Source organism: Comamonas sp. 4034 (assembly GCF_050434545.1).
In the GTDB taxonomy this organism is placed as follows: domain Bacteria; phylum Pseudomonadota; class Gammaproteobacteria; order Burkholderiales; family Burkholderiaceae_C; genus Comamonas; species Comamonas odontotermitis.
Genome location: NZ_JBNDIT010000004.1, coordinates 215176 through 234436, shown reverse-complemented (window position 1 = coordinate 234436; position 19261 = coordinate 215176). Strand labels below are relative to the sequence as shown.

The window sequence follows — 19261 nt, the reverse complement described above, 5'->3', positions numbered from 1 at the left end:
GACATGCTATGCGGACTGAAAGACACTGCCAATGCCGATAGGCGATTGTTTGACGCCGCTCATAACTTGTTTAAGCAGGAAAACTGATGTGCACTGTATAGGTGCCATCCTTGATCGTGGCTTGAAAGTCACACTCCAGGTCATACAACAGGCGCAGGCGTTTTTTCACATTGGCAATGGCCGTTCCGGTGCCTGGGCGGCGCTCGGGCTGGGGTGCCGCAAACGGGCGCGGCATGGTGTTGATGATCTGTACATGCACCCGGCTGCCGCGCCGGCGTGTGGCAATGCGGATGCGGCCGTTGCCATGGCTGGGCTCGATACCATGTTTGACGGCGTTTTCTACCAGCGGCTGCAGAAACAGGGGCGGCACGGTGGCCGTATCGGTGCGCGAATCCAGATTCCATTGCACCTCCATGCGGTCGCCAAAGCGCACCTGCTCGATCGAGAGATAGCGCTGCGCGAGCTGAACTTCCTCGGCCAGCGTCGAGGCCTCGCGCTGCTCGGTGAGGGCGTGGCGGAAGAGGTCGCTCAGGTCTTCCAGCATGGCTTCGGCCTTGTGCGGATGGTCTTGCACCAGTGAAATGGCGCTGTTGAGCGCATTGAAGAGGAAATGCGGGCGGATGCGCGCCTGCAACTCGGCCAGCCGCGCCGTGGTTGCCGCCGGTGTGCGGCCCTGGGCACGCCATTGCAGGCCCACCACCACCATGGCGGCAACAAACCCCCCGGCTGCGGCACTGGCCAGCCATGGCATGCGTGGCGCCATCGTCGCCCACTGGTAGAGGAGGGCCGCAGCCAGCCCGCAAACCGCCCCCCATGTGGCACCTGCCAGGTATTGCACGCGGATGCTGCAGCGCTGCAACAGTTTTTTCTGCTGGCAGGCCACCAGCAGCCACAGCAGGCAGGCGGGCAGAATCACCGCCGTGACCAGCGCCAACTGGAAGAACCATTCGCTCACGCCAGCCGACATAAAGCCCACGGCGATGGCGGCAAGCGCTTCGACCAGCAGTACGGTGCGCCCGATCACGCTGGCCGTGCACGCATCAAATACATAGGCCGTGCCAACGATGACATCACGTGCAGCGGTAGTAGTTGATGATGGTGGCATGGCCTGGCAGACTCTATAGAATCAAAAGGTTTTGCTCCCCGGGCTTTTTGCCTGTCGGGCGCAGTGTTTTTTGGCAGGACCGACGCGAACGGGTATGCGCAAGGCGCTTCTCTCCCGTAGGCGTGGGTCGTGTTGGGTCTGTGCCGCAGAGCGGCGCAGCTGGCAGCTTAACCGGAATATCGCGAACTCCATGTCCACACCACAAGCTTCGTCTTCTTCGCACAACCAGCTCGACACCAAGGCAGAAGCCTGGTCGGCCCTGTTCTCCGAACCTATGAGCGATCTGGTCAAACGCTATACCTCCAGCGTGTTCTTCGACAAGCGCATGTGGCAGGCCGACATTCAGGGCAGTCTGGCGCACGCCGAAATGCTCTCGGCCCAAAAGATCATTGCTGCCGAGGATTTTGCAGCCATTCAAAAAGGCATGGCCCAGATCACCGCCGAGATCGAGGCGGGCAGCTTCGACTGGAAGCTGGACCTGGAAGATGTGCACCTGAACATCGAGGCGCGCCTGACCCAACTGGTGGGCGATGCTGGCAAGCGGCTGCACACCGGCCGCAGCCGCAACGACCAGGTGGCCACCGACGTGCGCCTGTGGCTGCGTGGCGAGATCGATCTGATCGAAGGCCTGCTTATGGAGCTGCAGCGTTCGCTGGTCGAAGTGGCGGGAAAGAATGTCGATGTGATCCTGCCCGGCTTCACCCACCTGCAGGTGGCCCAGCCCGTGAGCTTTGCCCACCATCTGCTCGCCTATGTGGAAATGTTCAAGCGTGATGCAGAACGCATGCTGGACGTGCGCAAGCGCGTGAACGTGCTGCCGCTGGGCAGCGCCGCCCTTGCGGGTACCACCTACCCGCTGGACCGCGAGCGCGTGGCCCGCACCCTGGGCATGGAAGGCGTGAGCCAGAATAGCCTGGACGGCGTGAGCGACCGAGACTTTGCTATCGAATTCACCGCTGCCGCCAGCCTGTGCATGGTACATATCTCGCGCCTGTCCGAGGAGCTGATCATCTGGATGAGCCAGAACTTCGGTTTCATCCGCATTGCTGACCGCTTTACCACCGGCTCGTCGATCATGCCCCAGAAGAAGAACCCCGACGTGCCTGAGCTCGCACGCGGCAAGACTGGCCGCGTGGTCGGCCACCTGATGGGCCTGATCACCCTGATGAAGGGCCAGCCCCTGGCCTACAACAAGGACAACCAGGAAGACAAGGAGCCGCTGTTCGACACCGTGGACACCTTGAAGGACACGCTGCGCATCTTCGCAGAGATGATCGGCGGCCAGGTGAACCCGGTCACGGGCGCCAAGGACGGTGGCATCACGGTCAATGCAGGCAACATGCGCGCTGCGGCACTCAAGGGTTACGCCACGGCCACCGACCTGGCCGACTACCTGGTCAAGAAGGGCCTGCCTTTCCGCGACGCACACGAAACCGTGGCCCATGCCGTCAAGCTGGCCACGCAAAAGGGCGTAGATCTGACCGAACTGCCGCTGGCCGAGCTGCAGGCCTTCAATCCCAATATCGAGGCCGATGTGTTCGACGCTCTGAGCCTGGAAGGTTCGCTGAATGCACGCAACACGCTGGGTGGTACCGCGCCTGTGCAGGTGCGAGCCCAACTGGCCAAGCACCAGGCACGCCTGGGTTGACCGCGCCCGAACCCACTGCCACTTCCGCTTGCACCTGCAAAGCCTGAAAGCCCGAAAGCCTGTATGACACTGAATCGCCGCCACTTCTCTGCGCGCTTGCTGGCTGCAGGCGCAGCCGCCGCAGGCCTGTCCGCCCAGCCTGGCTGGGCTGCTGCCTACAACAAGGGCAAACCGGTGCGTCTGCTGGTGGGTTTTCCGCCCGGTGGCGGAACCGATGCCATTGCCCGCCTGCTGGCCGAGAAGATGAAGGACAGCCTGGGCACTTCGGTGGTGGTGGAGAACAAGCCCGGTGCAGGTGGTCAGATTGCGGCGCAGCTGCTCAAGGCGTCGCCTGCAGACGGCTCCACCTTCTTTGTCACGCACGACCACACGATCTCCATCCTGCCCCAGGTCGTCAGGAACCCGGGCTTTGATCCGCATGCGGATTTTGTGCCTGTGGCGGGCTTTGCCAGTTTTGTGAATGCATTGGCCGTACCCTCGGGTCTGGGCGTCAAGTCGTTTGACGAGTACCTGCAATGGGTCAGGAAGCAGGGCGGAAAAAGCGCCGTGGGCATTCCCGCGCCTGCATCCACGCCTGAGTTTCTGGTGCAGGTCATCAACAAGCGCTTTCAGACCGATCTGGTATCGGCACCATACCGTGGTAGCGCGCCCATGCTGGCTGACATGATGGGTAACCAGATTCCGGCTGGCATCGGCTCGGTGCAGGATTTCATCGAAAGCCAGAAGGCGGGCAAGATTCGCGTGCTGGCCGTGCTGGGCGGCAAGCGCCAGGCACTGCTGCCCGATGTGCCCACCTTTGGCGAGCTGGGCCTCAATGGCCTGGAAGACATGCCTTACTACGGCATGTACGCCCCTGCTGGAACTCCGGCGGAAATGGTGAACGAAGTCTCGCAGGCCGTGGCCAAGGCTGTGGCCGCGCACGATGTGCATGCGCAGTTGGTGGCCATGGGCCTGTCCGTGGGCTACATGACGCCCGAGCAATTGCTGGCGCGTGAGAAGGCCTATACCGGGGTGTGGCAGCGCATCATCCACGACAGCGGGTTCAAGCCGCAGTAGCACTCATTTTTTGATAGCTGAATGCGCCCTGCTGTTATGTAATAGCAGGGCTTTTTGTTGTTGATGGCAATGTTGCCATATATGTTGCTAAATGCAACGCATTGATCGTGTTCAGCGCTCCCCCTGAAAAGAGGCCCGTTGCCAGGGGGAATTTTGGTACGCTCTCGCCATCCAAGGGGAGAGCTTTGTGAATCAACGAATACAACACTGGCTGGCTGGCCTGGGATGGGCGGCGCTGGCGGCAGGCGCGCATGCCACCACGATCACGGCGGTATCGCCACAGGGTGAGGTGGCGCGGGTGCGCCAGGTCGTCGTCAAATTCGATGCGCCTGTGGTGCCCATGGGCGACCTGCGCGCGACCGCTCCGGTCAAGATCGATTGCGACAACAAACAGGTAATCAGCCAGGCCACTGGCCGCTGGACAGGACCCAAGGAATGGGTGCTGGATCTGGCCGATGATCTTCCGCCTGGTGTGAACTGCACGGTGGACAAGGTCGCGGGTCTCAAGGACGCAGCCGGCGAGCCGGTCAAGGGTGCAGCACAGTACCGTTTTGGCACCGGCGGGCCGTCGGTGGTGCGCAACGCACCGAGCAGCTACCAGGATCTGGATACGCAGCAGTATTTTGGCCTGCAGTTCAATGCCGACGTGATCGACAAGACGGTCGAGAGCAGCAGCTGGTGCGCCGTCAAGGGCATTGGTGAGCGCATCCCTGTCAAATTGCTCAGCGCTGCGCAGTCGCAGGCCTTCATGGTGCATGAGTTTGGCAAGCACGAACTGGCGCGGTACCCGCAGCGTTTTGTGGCGCTGCAATGCCAGCGTGCACTTCCCGACGGCGCGGAAATGAGCCTGGTGATCGGCCCTGGCGTCAGTACGCACAATGGGGTCTTGCAAAAGCGTGAACGCCGCTTCAACTATCGCGTGCGGCCGCCATTCACTGCGGAATTCACCTGCGAACGCGCCAATGCGCAATCGGGCTGCCTGCCGATTCGTCCGCTGGCGATGATGTTCAGCGCACCAATCAGCCGCAAGCTGGCCAGGGACATCCGGCTGGAGACCTCCAAGGGCCCGCTCAAGCCCGATGTGGAAGACGGCGACGACGACACCGAAGTCTCTCGCGTCGATTTTGCGCCCCCGTTTGCCGAGAAAGACCAGTTGCGCATCGTGCTGCCCTCGGGCTTCAAGGATGTGCACGACCGCAAGCTGAGCAACGCCAATCTCTTTCCCCTGAAGGTGCAGATCGGGTTGATGCCGCCGCTCGCCAAGTTCGCTGCCGCACCTTTTGGCGTGGTGGAGCGCTTTGCCGAGGGCGACAAGGGACCGGCCATCCTGCCGGTGACCTTGCGCAATGTGGAGCAGGATCTCAACCTCAGCAATGTTGCCATTGAAGACAAGGGCACGGTCAGTACCTTGCAGTTGCAAAGCGATGTGGACATCATCCGCTGGTACTACAAGGTGCAGTATTACGACGGCTGGAAATCGGTCCGCCGCACCGACGCTGCCAAGGATTCGAAAACGCCACTGCCCAAGCCCCTGCCAGATGGCAGCAAGGACGATGTGGAGGCTCGCATGCTCTCGTTGCTGGAGGGGCAGGGCGGCAGCAAGAAGCTGGCGCTGCCCAAGTCCGACAGCAAGGATCCCCGGCCATTTGAGGTGGTGGGCATTCCGCTGCCCACGGGTTTCCATGTGGTCGAGATCGCCTCGCCGATGCTGGGCGATGCGCTGCTGAATACAGGCTACGAAGCCGCCAGACGCGTGATGTATGTGCGCACCTCGGCCCTGGTCACCAATCTGGGTGTGCATTTCAAGCTGGGTCGGGAGAACTCGATGGCCTGGGTCACGAGCCTGGACAAAGGCAAGCCCGTGCCGGGCGCACAGGTGCGCGTATCCAGCTGCGATGGCAAGACGCTGGAGATGGCCACCACCGACAAGGATGGCATTGCGCGCTTTGAGAAGCTGCAGACCCAGCGCTCGGTTCAATGCCTGGGGCCGCAGGACGACACCAGTTCCGCCTATTTTGTGAGTGCGCGTGCCACGGTCGATGGCAACCCCGACATGGCCTTTGTCTGGACCGACTGGCAGCGTGGCATCGAGAGCTGGCGCTACAACCTGGAAACCGACACCAGCCCGCTCAAGGATGTCGTGGCCCACACCATCCTCGACCGCAGCCTGCTGCGCGCGGGCGAGACCGTGTCGATGAAGCACATCATCCGTACCCAGACCTTGAATGGTCTGGGTCTGGTGGACAAGGAGCAACTGCCTGGCACCGTGGTGATCACGCACCAGGGCAGCAACGATGAGTTTGAGCTGCCGCTGCAATGGAGCCGTCCGGGCAGTGGCCTGTCTGCCAGCTCGGAGTTCAAGATTCCCAAATCGGCCAAGCTGGGAACCTACAACATCAGCCTCAAGGGTGGAAAGGGCAAATGGGGTTCGCAAGAGCTCGGCACGGGCTCGTTCCGTGTCGAAGAGTTCCGTCTTCCTGTGCTCAAGGGCAGTGTGACGCCCAACGTGGCAGCCCCTGTCGTGCAACCGGACAAACTGGGTGCGCAGGTGCAACTGGCGTACCTGTCGGGCGGCGCAGCAGCGCGTCAGGCCGTTACGGTATCGGCTGCAGTGGGCTTGCACTATACGGGATTTGAGGATTACGACAGCTTCTCGTTTGGCCGTCCTCATCTCAGCGGCAGGCTGCCCGGCGCTGACAGCGAGGACTACAGCAGTGATCGCCGGGTGATCGCCGACAAGCTGCCGCTGACTCTGGATGCGAACGGCACGGGTACGGCAGTCATCGATAAGATTCCAACATCGAAAGCACCGCAGGATCTGCTGCTGGAAGCCAGCTTTTCAGACCCCAATGGCGAGGTACAGACCCTGAGCCACAGCAGCGTGATCTGGCCCGCTGCCGTGGTGGCAGGCATCAAGGCCGAGAACTGGGCATCGACGGACAAGAAGCTCTCCTTCCAGGCGCTGACACTGACACCTTCGGGCAAACCGGTCTCGGGTGTCAAGCTGCAGGTCAAGGCTGTGGCGCGCATCGTCACCTCCACCCGCAAGCGCATGGTGGGGGGCTTCTACAGCTACGAAAACCATGAGAGCTTTCAGGACCTGGGCACCGTATGCAGCGGCAAGAGCGACGCCAAAGGCATGCTCGACTGCAGCACCCAGCTCAAGGACAACGGCGAGGTCGAGCTGATTGCAGAAGCGCAGGACGACAAGGGCCGCATATCGCAGGCGGCGACCTCCGTCTGGGTGACCAAGCAAGGCGAGCTGTGGTTTGGCGGCGATGACAACGACCGCATGGATCTGCTGCCTGAAAAGAAAGCGTACAAGGTGGGCGATACCGCCCGTTTCCAGGTACGCATGCCCTTCCGTGAGGCAACGGCGCTGGTGACGGTGGAGCGCGAAGGCATCATCCAGAGCCAGGTGATGACCTTGCGCGGTGACGACCCTACCGTTCACCTGAAGGTGCAGGAAGGCTGGGGCCCCAATGTGTACGTGAGCGTGATGGCCTTGCGTGGCCGCCTGCGCGATGTGCCTTGGTACAGCTTCTTTACCTGGGGCTTCAAATCGCCGCGTGAATGGTGGACGGCCTTCTGGTACGAAGGCAAGGAATACGTGGCGCCGACGGCGCTGGTGGATCTGTCCAAGCCTGCGTACCGCTTGGGTGCGGCCGAAATCCGTGTGGGCATTGCCGATCGCCAGTTGGCCGTCACGGTCAAGAGCGACAAGGAAAACTACCGCATCCGCAATACTGCCAAGGTGACGATCGAAGCCAAGCTGCCCAATGGCAAGCCAGCGGCTGGTGCGAGCGTGGCTGTGGCGGCGGTGGATCAGGCCCTGCTGGAACTCAAGCGCAATGACAGCTGGGCGCTGCTCGACGCCATGTACCAGAAGCGCGCCTGGGGCGTGGAGACTTCGACGGCGCAGATGGAAATCATCGGCAGGCGCCACTATGGCCGCAAGGCCGTGGCGGCAGGTGGCGGCGGCGGCAGCGGCCAGACCCGCGAACTGCTCGACACCTTGCTGCTGTGGAAGCCCGACGTGATTCTGGACGCCAATGGCCGGGCCGAGGTCGATGTGCCGCTGAATGATGCACTCACCAGCTTCAAGATCGTTGCGGTGGCCGACAGCGGGTTGGAGTTGTTCGGTACCGGAAGCACGCAGATCCGCACCTCGCAGGAACTGCAGATCATCAGCGGCCTGCCGCCGCTGGTGCGCGATGGTGACAAATACGACGCGCAGGTTACCCTGCGCAACACAACCTCCAAGCCGATGCAGGTTGTCGTCACGCCCAAGGCAACCTTGCTGCAACTGGAGCCACAGACCGTGGAAATCCCCGCAGGAGATGCCAAGCTGGTGTCGTGGACGGTGACGGCTCCTGCCGATATGTCGCAAAGCCGCCAGGGCGAGTTGCTGTGGGAAATTGCAGCCAAGGACAAGAATGGCGACGCGGCTGATGCGCTCAAGGTCAGCCAGCGCGTGGTGCCTGCAGTGGCCGTCACCACCCTGCAAGCGACCCTGGTGCAGGTCGATGGTGTTGTGGACATGCCGGTGAGTGCGCCGGCTGACGCGCTACCCGGGCGCGGTGGCCTCAAGCTGTCGATGGTGCCGCGCCTGGCCGAAGGCTTGCCTGGCGTGCGGGACTGGTGGGTGAACTACCCCTATGCATGCCTGGAGCAGAAATCGAGCAAGGCCATCGGCCTGCGCGATGCAGCGATGTGGAAGGACACCATGGACCGCCTGCCCACCTACCTGGATGGTGATGGCCTGGCCAACTACTTCCCGCCGCAACCCGGCAGCAGCAATACCGGCAGCGATACCCTGACTGCATACCTGCTGCAGGCCTCGTTTGAGATGAAGAAGATCGATCCACAGTTTGCGCTGCCGGTCGCTTCGCTGGACCGCATGGCTGCGGCGCTGGGCAAGTTTGTTGACGGCAAGATCGAGCGAAAGTTCTGGAGCCCGCGCGCGGACCTGGATGTGCGCAAGATTGCCGCCATCAGTGCACTTGCCCTGCACGGCAAGGCGCAGCCGCGCATGCTCACCAGCATCAACATCGCCCCCAACGACTGGCCCACGCAGGCTGTGGTGGACTGGCTGTCGATTCTGCAGAATATGAAGGATGCGCCCAACCGCACCAAGCTGATGGAAGAGGCCAACCAGATTCTGCGTGCGCGCCTGAGCTACCAGGGCACCAAGGTGTTGTTCGCCAACGAGAACAACGACTACTGGTGGTGGCTGATGCAAAACGGCGACACCACATTGGCGCGCTTCATGCTCGTCATCATGGGTGATCCTGCCTGGAAGGATGATCTGCCTCGCCTGGCCAGCAGCTTCATCGGTCGCCAGAAGAGCGGTGCCTGGAGCACTACCACTGCGAACCTGTGGGGCGCGATGGCGCTGGAGCGCTTCTCGCGCATGTATGAGTCTGAACCGGTGACGGGTACGACCGAAGCCAGCATGGGAGGCAAGAGTGCGTCGGTGGACTGGAGCCGCATCACCAAGGCGCCGGATGCGATCGAGCTGCTGGCACAGGGCGGCAAGCGTGCCGTGGGTCCGACGGAGCAGATCTCGCCATGGTTGAATAACACGATGGATCTGCCCTGGGCCAATGGCCAGCAAAGCCTGAAGGTGCAGCAAAAGGGCACGGGCAAGCCGTGGCTGACGGTGCAGTCGCAGGCAGCGATACCGCTCAAGTCGCAACTGTCCGCTGGCTACACCATCAGCAAGACCATCACAACAGTGGAACAGGCCAACAAGAGCCTGCCGGCAGGCCAGTACACGCGTGGCGATGTGCTGCGGGTGACGCTGGAGGTCAATGCCAGCGCCAACATGACCTGGGTTGCGATCACCGACCCAGTGCCTGGCGGCGCCACCATTCTGGGCAGTGGCCTCGGCCGCGATTCGGCGCTGGCAACCGATGGCGAGAAATCCACCGGCTGGGGCTGGAAGGCCTTTGAGGAGCGTTCGTTCGAGGCATACCGCGCCTACTATGGGTACCTGCCGCAGGGCAAGCTCAGCTTGCAGTACAGCTTCCGCGTCAACAACACGGGCGAGTTCGCCATGCCTGCCACCCGCATCGAAGCCTTGTACGCGCCCGAGATGTTTGGCATGGTGCCCAACGCCAAAATGACGGTGGTGCCAGCGGGCAAGTGATGCAGCGATGGACCAACCCCTTGCGTGCGCTGGCCATGGTATGGCTGGCGCACGCACCGCTGGCATATGCGGTGCCCAGCTTTGCCGAAGTTCAGCAGGATTTCAAATCGTCGGAAACCCGCGTGCTGTCGCGCGAGGGTGAACTGCTGCAGCGCGTGCGCACGGATGCCTCGGTGCGGCGGGGCGACTGGGTGCCGCTGACGGAGGTTTCCGCCGCATTGCGCACTGCCATGGTCTTGAGCGAAGACCGGCGCTTCTTTGAACACAGTGGGGTGGACTGGGCGGCGGTAACGGCTGCAGCCTGGGGCAACCTGTGGAACCAGCGCACGCGCGGTGCCAGCACCATCACCATGCAACTGGCCGGTTTGCTGGATGGCGACTGGCGCCGCAGTAGCGGGGGGCGCAGTGTGGTGCAGAAGGCGGGACAGACCGTGGCGGCCCAGGTGCTGGATAGGCGCTGGAGCAAAACCCAGATTCTGGAGGCCTACCTCAACCTGGTGCCGTTTCGCGGCGAGATGGTGGGCATCGACGCGCTCTCGCGCACCTTGTTCGACAAGGCGCCACATGGGCTGGATGACCGTGAAGCCGCAGTGGCCGCCGCGCTGGTGCGCGCACCAAACGCACGCCCCGTGCAGGTAGGGCAGCGGGCCTGCGGCGTTCTCAAAGACATGCGCGCGGGCGTCGGTGTTGGTGTTGGCTCTGTGGATTGTGACGCCGTGGTGTTCTTCACCGAGGTGGCGCTCAAGAAGCGGGCCTTTGAAGCAAGCAACGGCATCGCGCCTCACTTCAGCCGCATTGCGCTGCGTGAGCAGCGCGACACCAAAGTGGCTGCATCGCGCCTACAAGGTGTAGCCAGCCTGCGAACCACGGTCAGTGCGCCGCTGCAGCGTTTTGCTGTCGATACGCTGAACCAGCATCTGCAGGAGTTGCGCACGAGCAATGTGCAGGATGGCGCGATCTTGGTGCTGGACAACGCCACGGGCCAGGTGCTGGCCTGGGTCGGGTCATCGGGCGCGCTGAGCCAGGCTGACGAGGTGGATGCTGTTCTGGCCCCCCGACAGCCGGGCTCCACGCTCAAGCCGTTTTTGTATGGCCAGGCCATTGCGGAGCACAAGCTCACGGCAGCCTCGCTCATCGAGGATTCGCCGGCGCGCATTCCTACCGCCAGCGGCCTCTACATTCCGCAAAACTACGACCGCAGCTTCAAAGGCTGGGTATCAGTGCGAACGGCGTTGGGCGCGTCCCTCAATGTGCCGGCTGTGCGCACCTTGGTGATGGTAGGGGTCGATGATTTCTTTGACCAATTGAACCACCTGGGCATGCCCATGCGTGAATCGGGCAGCTATTTTGGCTATAGCCTGGCGCTGGGTAGCCCGGAAATTCCGCTGCTGCAATTGACCAATGCCTACCGTGCTTTGGCCAATGGCGGGCGCTATAGCGCGGTCGCCCCATCCATCACAGCCGTTGCCACCAAGCCGCAGTACCAACAGGTGATGGATCCGGGCGCGGCCTTCATCGTGGGCGACATGCTGGCCGACAACAACGCCCGCGTGCGTACGTTTGGCACCAGCAGCGTGCTGGGAACGCGTAGCTGGACGGCGGTCAAGACCGGTACCAGCAAGGACATGCGCGACAACTGGGCCATTGGCTGGTCTGATCGCTACACCGTGGGCGTGTGGGTGGGCAATGCCAGCGGTGCGGCCATGCATTCGGTAAGCGGCACCAGCGGTGCGGCGCCCATGTGGGCGGCGATGATGGGTTTTCTGCACCGCGACCGGCCCAGCCGCGCGCCGCAGGCACCTGCGGGCGTGGCGGTCCAATGGGTGGATTTTGGTCCGGCCCCTGAAGAGCAATCTGGTGCAGGTTTTGCGTTGGAAGCGCGGCGCCAGGAGTGGTTTCTGGCTGGCACCGCACAAAAGCGATTTGCACTCGATGGCCAGGCGAGCGGCCTGGACGAGTTGCCCGCGAGCCGCCAACCGGGCGATGCGCAGGCGCCGACCCTCGCACGCATCGTGGCGCCAGCGAACGGCACCATCGTAGCGGTCGATCCGGACATCCCGCCGGACCGCCAGCGTCTGCAGTTCGTGGCAGACAGCGCATCGGCACGTTGGCGCATGGATGGCAAAGAAGTGGCCCGCGGTGCGCGCTGGGCCTGGTTGCCGTGGCCCGGGCGCCATCAGGTGGAATTGGTCAATGCCAAGGGAGAGGTCCTGGACAGCATCCGGCTCGAAGTGCGGGGCGCGGGTGTGAAACAGTCCAAGCGCTGAACTTGTATGAAAAGCGGCTTTGGCAGCTTGCCCGTTTGGGGACCGTATATACGGCATGCTGCTGCCACAGCATGACCCTGTTTCAGTTGCTGGCAGAGATGGCGCGCAGGAGCTTCTGGCCGGCGCGGCCGTCGGCCTTCTGTCCCAGGCGGGTTTGCTCGGCCTTGATGGCTTCGCGCGTCTTGGCACCGATCATGCCATCAGCGCTGCCGATATCGTAGCCGCGAGCGAGTAACGCCTGCTGCAGTTCCTTGTTCTGTGCGCGTGACAGGCCAGGGTCATCCGTGGGCCAGGCTGCGACAAAGCCGGTGCGGCTTTCAGCGGGGCTGGCCACCAGGTTCGACAGCTGGGCAATGGCCAGCGCGTAGTTTTCCGATGCGTTGTAGCTGTAGAGCGCATCAAAGTTTCGCCCCACCAAAAAGGCCGGGCCACCGGCAGCAGGAATCATCAACCCGGCAGTGGGCAGGCTGTCGGGAAGTGGCTGGCCGTTCACCAGTGTCACTCCTGCAGCGCGCCAGGTAGCAATGGGCTTTTTGTTCTTGCGCCCTGCATCGCTGGCGTCAAAGTTGGCGGGCAGCTTCACCTCAAACCCCCAGGGTTGCCCTGGGCGGTAGCCGGCATTCTTCAGGAACGTGGCCGTGGAGGCCAGCGCATCGGGCACGCTGTCCACGATGTCGCGGCGGCCGTCACCGTCAAAATCGACCGCGCTGCGAAAGAACGTGGATGGCATGAACTGGGTTTGGCCAAATGCGCCTGCCCATGACCCGACCAGCTTGGATTCTGCGATGTGGCCTTCCTGCAGAATGCGCAGCGCGCTGGCGAATTCGCCGCGGAAGTAGGCCTGGCGACGGCCAAAACAGGACAGGGTACCGAGCGACTGCACCAGCGAACGGCCGCCCAGGTTCTGGCCGAAATTGCTCTCAACGCCCCACACGCCCACCACGATCTGAGGGGAGACGCCGGTGCTCTGTTCAATCTTGGCGAGCGTGTCCTGCCACTTGGAGTAGGCGGCGCGGCCATCGGCCACACGCTGGTCGTCGACCAGCACCGCCAGGTAGTCCCACACCGGCATGCTGAACTCGGGCTGGCGATTCAGAAGCGGCAGCACCGTGGCATCGGGCTGCAGGTGCTCGGTGTACTGCGTGAACGTGGCCGGGGTGATGGCGGCGAAGGCCTTGCTGGCACGCAGCTCCGACAGGCAGGACTGAAACTCCGCGCTGCTGAGCTGGGGTGGCTCTTGCGGCGGGCTGGCTTGTGCCAGTGCGGCCGGGGCTGAGAAACCCAGGCTGGCAAGCAAGGCAAGCTGGGGCAAGGCAAGGGAGGTGCGGCGAAAGTTCATGCTGCGCAATATACCTGTTTGGTGACGCGCACTCTGGTAAACCCTGTACGGACGACCACTGTCATGGCGGGAAATGCCTCAATTTGTACGGGTTAACCCAAAACTATATGGGCTGGGCAATAGCGCTTATCGCCGGGTTGTTATGCGCTGGGCGGCGCGGCACACTACGCTGATAGGAAATTTGAAGCCGTGTGCCCAGCCGGGCATGGCAATACCCACCATGAGCCAGCCGACCGTACCCCAACCTATCCGTTTTTATCACCAGGGCCGCATCACGCAAGTCGATGGCACGGCGCCTACCCGCTCCGTACTGGACTGGCTGCGCGAAGATGCCCATTGCCATGGCACCAAGGAGGGCTGCAATGAAGGCGATTGCGGCGCCTGCACCGTGCTGGTGGCTGAACTTGCCGAAGCCGGCGATCCGCAGGCAGTGCAGGGCCTGAAGCTGCAGACCGTGAACGCCTGCATCCAGCTGCTGCCCAATCTGCATGGCAAGGCGCTGTTCACCGTGGAAGACATGAAAACCGTCTGCAAGCCGACGCAGGCTGATGCGGGCTGCGCCGATCTGCATCCCGTGCAGCAGGCCATGGTGGAGTGCCACGGCTCCCAGTGCGGGTTCTGTACTCCGGGTTTTGTGATGTCTCTGTGGTCTGTCTACGAACAGCAGCAGGCGCAACACAGCCCTGCTCCCACCCGGCAGCAACTGGCCGATGCGCTGTCGGGCAACCTGTGCCGCTGCACCGGCTACCGGCCGATTCTGGATGCGGGCCAGCGCATGTTCGATCTGCCCGCTCGCCAGCTCGATACGGCGCCTGTCGTGGCTGCACTCCAGTCTCTGCACAGCGATGCGGATTGGCAGTACAGCGATGGCACGGCGCAGTTCCACGCCCCTGCCAGCCTGGAGAGTCTGGCTCGTCTGCGCGCGCAGCTTCCGCAGGCGCGGCTGATTGCTGGAACTACAGACGTAGGCCTGTGGATCACCAAGCAGTTCCGCGAGCTGGGCGACATCATTGCCATTGGCCGCGTGGCCGAGCTGCGCCAGATCGAGGAGCGCGACGGTTCGCTCCATATCGGCGCCGGAGCCTCTCTGGAAGACGCCTGGGCTGCGCTGGCGCAGCGCTTTCCCAGCCTGCAGGATGTGTGGCTGCGTTTTGCATCGCCGCCGGTGCGCCATGCAGGAACCATGGGTGGCAATGTGGCCAACGGATCGCCGATTGGCGACGCACCCCCGGTGCTGATGGCCCTGGATGCCGAGATTGTGCTGCGCAAGGCCGAGCGCGTGCGGCGGATGTTGTTGGCTGATTTCTATCTGGATTACATGAAAAACCAGATGGAGCCCGGAGAGTTCGTGCAGGGCCTGGTGGTGCCATTGGCGCAGCTGCGGCAGCAGAATTTCCAGGTGCGAGCCTACAAGATCAGCAAGCGTTTTGACTGCGATATTTCGGCACTGTGCGCAGGCTTGGCCGTGGCCTTGGATGCGCAAGGCAAGGTGCAGGCGGTGCGCATGGCGTTTGGAGGCATGGCAGCCACTGTCAGGCGCGCGGCCAAGGCTGAAGCTGCTGTACTGGGCCAGCCATGGACGGCAGAAACCGTCAAGCTTGCGCAGCAGGCGTTGGCGCAGGATTTTCAACCGATGACCGACATGCGCGCCAGCGACACCTACCGTATGAAAGTGGCGCAAAACCTGCTGCAGCGGCTGTGGCTGGAGACGAGGGCCGATGCCCCGCTTGCCAGTGCCGATACCACCGTGTGGTCGGTGATGCCCCATGTGGTGCGCTCTACCAGCGAGCAAGGAGCCTGACATGAACCAAGCAATTCCCAAACAGCTGCTGGCGGGTGCAGAGGCCTTTGCCCATTACAGCGACAACCAGGCGCTGCGCATCGATACCGATACGGAAGCGCAGGCACTGCAACAGGGACGTCGCGTCGGCATCAGTCGCACCCACGAATCGGCTGCGCTGCATGTGGCAGGCGAGGCCGCCTACATTGACGACATGCCCGAGTTGGCAGGCACCTTGCATTGCGCATTGGGCCTGGCGCCGATAGCCCATGGACGTTTGCTGGGGCTGGACCTGGATGCCGTGCGCACCATGCCCGATGTGGTGGCTGTGCTGACGGCGACTGACATTCCCGGTGTCAATGACTGCGGATCGATCATCCACGATGACCCGATCCTGTGCGATGGCGAGATCCGTTACCTGGGCCAACCCCTGTTTGCCGTGCTTGCACGCACGCGACAGGCCGCGCGACGGGCAGCGGCGCTGGCCAAGAAGATTGCCAGCGTGGAAGCGGCCGAGCCGGTGCTGACTCCGCAGCAGGCCCATGCACGCGGCCAGTATGTGGTGCCGCCGATGAAGCTGACGCGAGAGGCGCAGGCAGGTGCAACCACGCAGGCCATCGAGAACGCACCCCACCGCCTGCAAGGCCAGTGGGAAGTGGGCGGCCAGGAACAGTTCTATCTGGAAGGCCAGATCAGCTACGCCATTCCCAAGGAAGGGCAGGCCATGCATGTGTACTGCTCCACCCAGCACCCGAGTGAAATGCAGCACCTGGTCGCGCATGCGCTGGGCGTGCACGCGCACGATGTGCATGTGGAATGCAGGCGCATGGGTGGAGGTTTTGGCGGCAAGGAATCGCAATCGGCGCTGTTTGCCTGTGTTGCGGCGGTGGCAGCCCGCAAGCTGGGGCGCCCCATCAAGCTGCGTCTGGACCGGGATGACGATTTCATGATCACGGGGCGGCGCCACTGCTTCTGGTACGAATACGACATTGGCTTCGACGACGCGGGTCGCATCGTGGGTGCCGAGGTGACCATGGTGTCGCGCGCAGGGCATTCTGCGGATCTGTCGGCGCCGGTGATGACGCGGGCGCTGTGCCACTTCGACAATGCATACTGGCTGCCCAATGTGCGCATGCAAGGCTTCATGGGCAAGACCAATACGCAGAGCAATACCGCTTTCCGCGGTTTTGGCGGGCCGCAGGGTGCAATCGTGATGGAGAACATCATGGACTCCATTGCACGCCAGCTGGGCAAGGACCCGCTGGATGTACGCCGCGCCAACTTCTACGGCAAGAACGAGCACAACGTCACGCCCTACGGCCAGGTGGTGGATGACAACATCATCGACGAGTTGGTGACGCAGCTGGAAGCGCGCAGCGACTACCGGGCGCGCCGGGCAGCGGCGGCCGCATTCAACGCGCAAAGCCCGGTGCTCAAGCGCGGCATTGCGCTCACGCCGGTCAAGTTCGGCATCTCCTTCAACGTCAAGCATTTCAACCAGGCCGGGGCCTTGGTGCATGTGTACAACGATGGCTCGATATTGGTGAACCACGGTGGCACGGAAATGGGCCAGGGCCTGAACACCAAGGTGGCCCAGGTCGTGGCGCATGAGCTGGGCGTGGCTTTCGAGCGCGTGCGCGTCACCGCGACGGATACCACCAAGGTGGCCAACACCTCGGCCACGGCGGCATCGACAGGGACCGACCTGAACGGCAAGGCCGCGCAGGATGCGGCGCGGCAGATCCGCGAGCGCCTGGCGGCCTGCATGGCCGAGCGCCACGGCGGTGCAGCCGATGCAGTGCGCTTTGCCAACGACACGGTGCAGGTCAATGGCAAGACCCTGGCTTTTGAAGACGTGATCAAGGAGGCGTACCTGGAGCGGGTGCAGCTGTGGTCGGACGGTTTCTACGCGACACCTGGCCTGTCCTGGGACAGCAAGACCATGCATGGCCGCCCCTTCTTCTACTTTGCCTACGGAGCCGCCGTGAGTGAAGTGCTGGTGGACACCTTGACTGGTGAGAGCAAGCTCTTGCGTGCCGATGTGCTGCACGATGTGGGTCAGTCACTCAACCCTGCCGTCGATATCGGTCAGGTGGAAGGGGCCTTTGTGCAGGGCATGGGCTGGCTCACCATGGAAGAGCTGGTCTGGCACCCCAAGACGGGCGCGCTGATGACGCATGCGCCCAGTACCTACAAGATCCCGACGGCCAACGACTGCCCGCCGGTGCTGAACGTGCAGCTGTTCGAAGGTGCCAATCCGCACGACACCATCCACCGCAGCAAGGCCGTGGGCGAGCCACCGCTGCTGCTGCCGTTTTCGGTGTTCTTTGCGATTCGCGATGCAGTGGCCGCCTGCGGCGCACCCGGCAACTGTCCGCCGCTGCGAGCACCTGCAACTGCCGAGGCCGTTTTGAACGCGATAGAAAACGTGCAGCAAGGGGCTTGAGCGGCCGGGCATGCAGCTGGCAGGCCTTGCTGCGATACTCGCCGCCTTTTGCAGGTTTTGCAGCATGCTTTGCGCAATCAGGGAAATGCATTTCACACCAACGATTAACAACACGGAGACGCAGCGATGAACTGGCTGGAGAAATATTTCAAACTGGGGGAGCACGGCACCACCGTGCGCACCGAGGTCCTGGCGGGCCTCACCACCTTCCTTACCATGGCGTACATCATGTTCGTCAACCCTTCCATCCTGGGTGACGCGGGCATGCCCAAGGGGGCGGTGTTTGTCGCCACCTGCTTGATTGCCGCGCTGGGCTCGGCCGTGATGGCTCTGTACGCCAACTACCCGATCGCGATAGCGCCCGGCATGGGCCTGAACGCCTACTTTGCCTATGTGGTGGTGCTGCACATGGGTTACACATGGCAGGCTGCGCTGGGGGCGGTGTTCATCTCCGGCTGTCTGTTCCTGCTGGTCACGGTGTTCCGGATACGCGAGCAGATCATCAAGGGCATCCCGCAGTCGATACGGGTGGCTATCACCGTCGGTATCGGTCTGTTCCTTGCATTGATCGCTCTCAAGAGTGCGGGCGTCGTGGTGGGCGACAAGGCCACGCTGGTGACGCTGGGAGACCTGCATTCGCCATCGGTGATCCTGTTCGGCCTGGGCTTCTTGCTCATCATCGTGCTGGACCGCCTGAAGGTACCCGGTGCCATCCTGATCGGCATTCTGGCCGTGACGGTGGCGTCTTTCTTCTTTGGCGGCAACCAGTTCAACGGCGTGTTTTCGGCGCCTCCGTCGATCGAACCGACGTTCTTGAAGCTGGATATCAAGACTGCGCTCTCCAGCGGCTTCCTCAACGTGGTGCTGGTGTTCTTTCTGGTGGAGCTGTTTGATGCGACTGGTACCCTGATGGGCGTTGCCAAGCGCGCGGGCCTGCTGGTGCCGGGCAAGATGGAGCGTTTCCACCGTTCGCTGCTGGCAGACAGCGGCGCGATCTTTGCCGGGTCTCTGCTCGGCACTTCCAGCGCCACCGCCTATGTAGAAAGCGCATCGGGCGTACAGGCCGGTGGCCGCACAGGCTTGACAGCAATGACGGTGGCTGTGCTGTTTCTCGCCTGCCTGTTCATTGCGCCGCTGGCTGGCTCCGTGCCTGCCTATGCAACTGCGCCAGCGCTGCTGTTTGTGGCGTGCCTCATGCTCAGGGAGCTGGTGGAAGTGGAATGGGATGACTCGACCGAGGCGATTCCCGCAGCCGTCACGGCCGTGATGATGCCGTTCACCTATTCGATTGCCAATGGCCTGGCTTTCGGCTTCATCTCGTATGCGGCCATCAAGCTCTTCACCGGCCGCGTCAAGGAAGTGCACTGGATGGTGTGGATCATCGCAGCGCTCTTCCTCTTCAAGTTTGCCTATATCGGCGGGCACTGATGAGGTGCTATTGATCGGAGAGCTGTGGCGCACACCCGCCG

9 protein-coding genes are annotated in these 19261 nt (G+C 62.8%); 7 read left to right on the top strand and 2 right to left on the bottom strand.

Features of this window, described 5'->3' with window-relative positions:
* Positions 1–70 precede the first annotated feature (70 nt).
* Entirely contained in the window at positions 71–1105 is a 1035-nt protein-coding gene (locus ABIE32_RS06610) for a histidine kinase (RefSeq protein ID WP_224150035.1), read from the bottom strand.
* Between the two features lie 190 nt (positions 1106–1295).
* Here ABIE32_RS06610 and argH point away from each other — a divergent pair, with 190 nt between their 5' ends.
* The 4 genes from argH (at position 1296) to pbpC (ending at position 12227) form a co-directional block, all read left to right on the top strand.
* On the top strand, positions 1296–2753 hold the full coding sequence (gene argH / locus ABIE32_RS06605) for an argininosuccinate lyase (RefSeq protein WP_429014842.1): 1458 nt from the start codon (positions 1296–1298) through the stop codon (positions 2751–2753).
* Between the two features lie 63 nt (positions 2754–2816).
* Positions 2817–3809, top strand: coding sequence for a Bug family tripartite tricarboxylate transporter substrate binding protein (locus tag ABIE32_RS06600; protein WP_224150033.1), 993 nt, complete (start codon positions 2817–2819; stop codon positions 3807–3809).
* A gap of 187 nt (positions 3810–3996) precedes the next feature.
* Positions 3997–9960 carry an MG2 domain-containing protein gene (locus ABIE32_RS06595; protein ID WP_429014840.1) on the top strand — a complete coding sequence of 1988 codons (5964 nt, stop codon included), beginning with the start codon at positions 3997–3999 and terminating at the stop codon, positions 9958–9960.
* Positions 9960–12227 carry a penicillin-binding protein 1C gene (pbpC, locus tag ABIE32_RS06590; protein ID WP_429014839.1) on the top strand — a complete coding sequence of 756 codons (2268 nt, stop codon included), beginning with the start codon at positions 9960–9962 and terminating at the stop codon, positions 12225–12227. Before ABIE32_RS06595 ends, pbpC begins: the two co-directional genes overlap by 1 nt.
* Before the next feature lie 82 nt (positions 12228–12309).
* Here the strand turns inward: pbpC and ABIE32_RS06585 are convergent, their stop codons facing one another.
* The gene (locus tag ABIE32_RS06585; RefSeq protein WP_224150030.1) at positions 12310–13566 is read right to left on the bottom strand and encodes a lytic murein transglycosylase; all 1257 of its coding nucleotides are present in this window, start codon (positions 13564–13566) and stop codon (positions 12310–12312) included.
* Positions 13567–13786: 220 nt separating this feature from the next.
* Between ABIE32_RS06585 and xdhA the strand changes: the two genes are divergently transcribed.
* From xdhA to ABIE32_RS06570, 3 genes are all read left to right on the top strand, one after another.
* The gene (gene xdhA, locus ABIE32_RS06580) at positions 13787–15367 is read left to right on the top strand and encodes a xanthine dehydrogenase small subunit (RefSeq protein ID WP_429014837.1); all 1581 of its coding nucleotides are present in this window, start codon (positions 13787–13789) and stop codon (positions 15365–15367) included.
* 1 nt (position 15368) lies between these two features.
* On the top strand, positions 15369–17792 hold the full coding sequence (gene xdhB / locus ABIE32_RS06575; protein WP_429014836.1) for a xanthine dehydrogenase molybdopterin binding subunit: 2424 nt from the start codon (positions 15369–15371) through the stop codon (positions 17790–17792).
* Positions 17793–17918: 126 nt separating this feature from the next.
* A complete protein-coding gene (locus ABIE32_RS06570; protein WP_184707627.1) occupies positions 17919–19220 on the top strand; it encodes an NCS2 family permease in 1302 nt (433 codons plus the stop codon).
* The last annotated feature ends 41 nt before the right edge of the window (positions 19221–19261 follow it).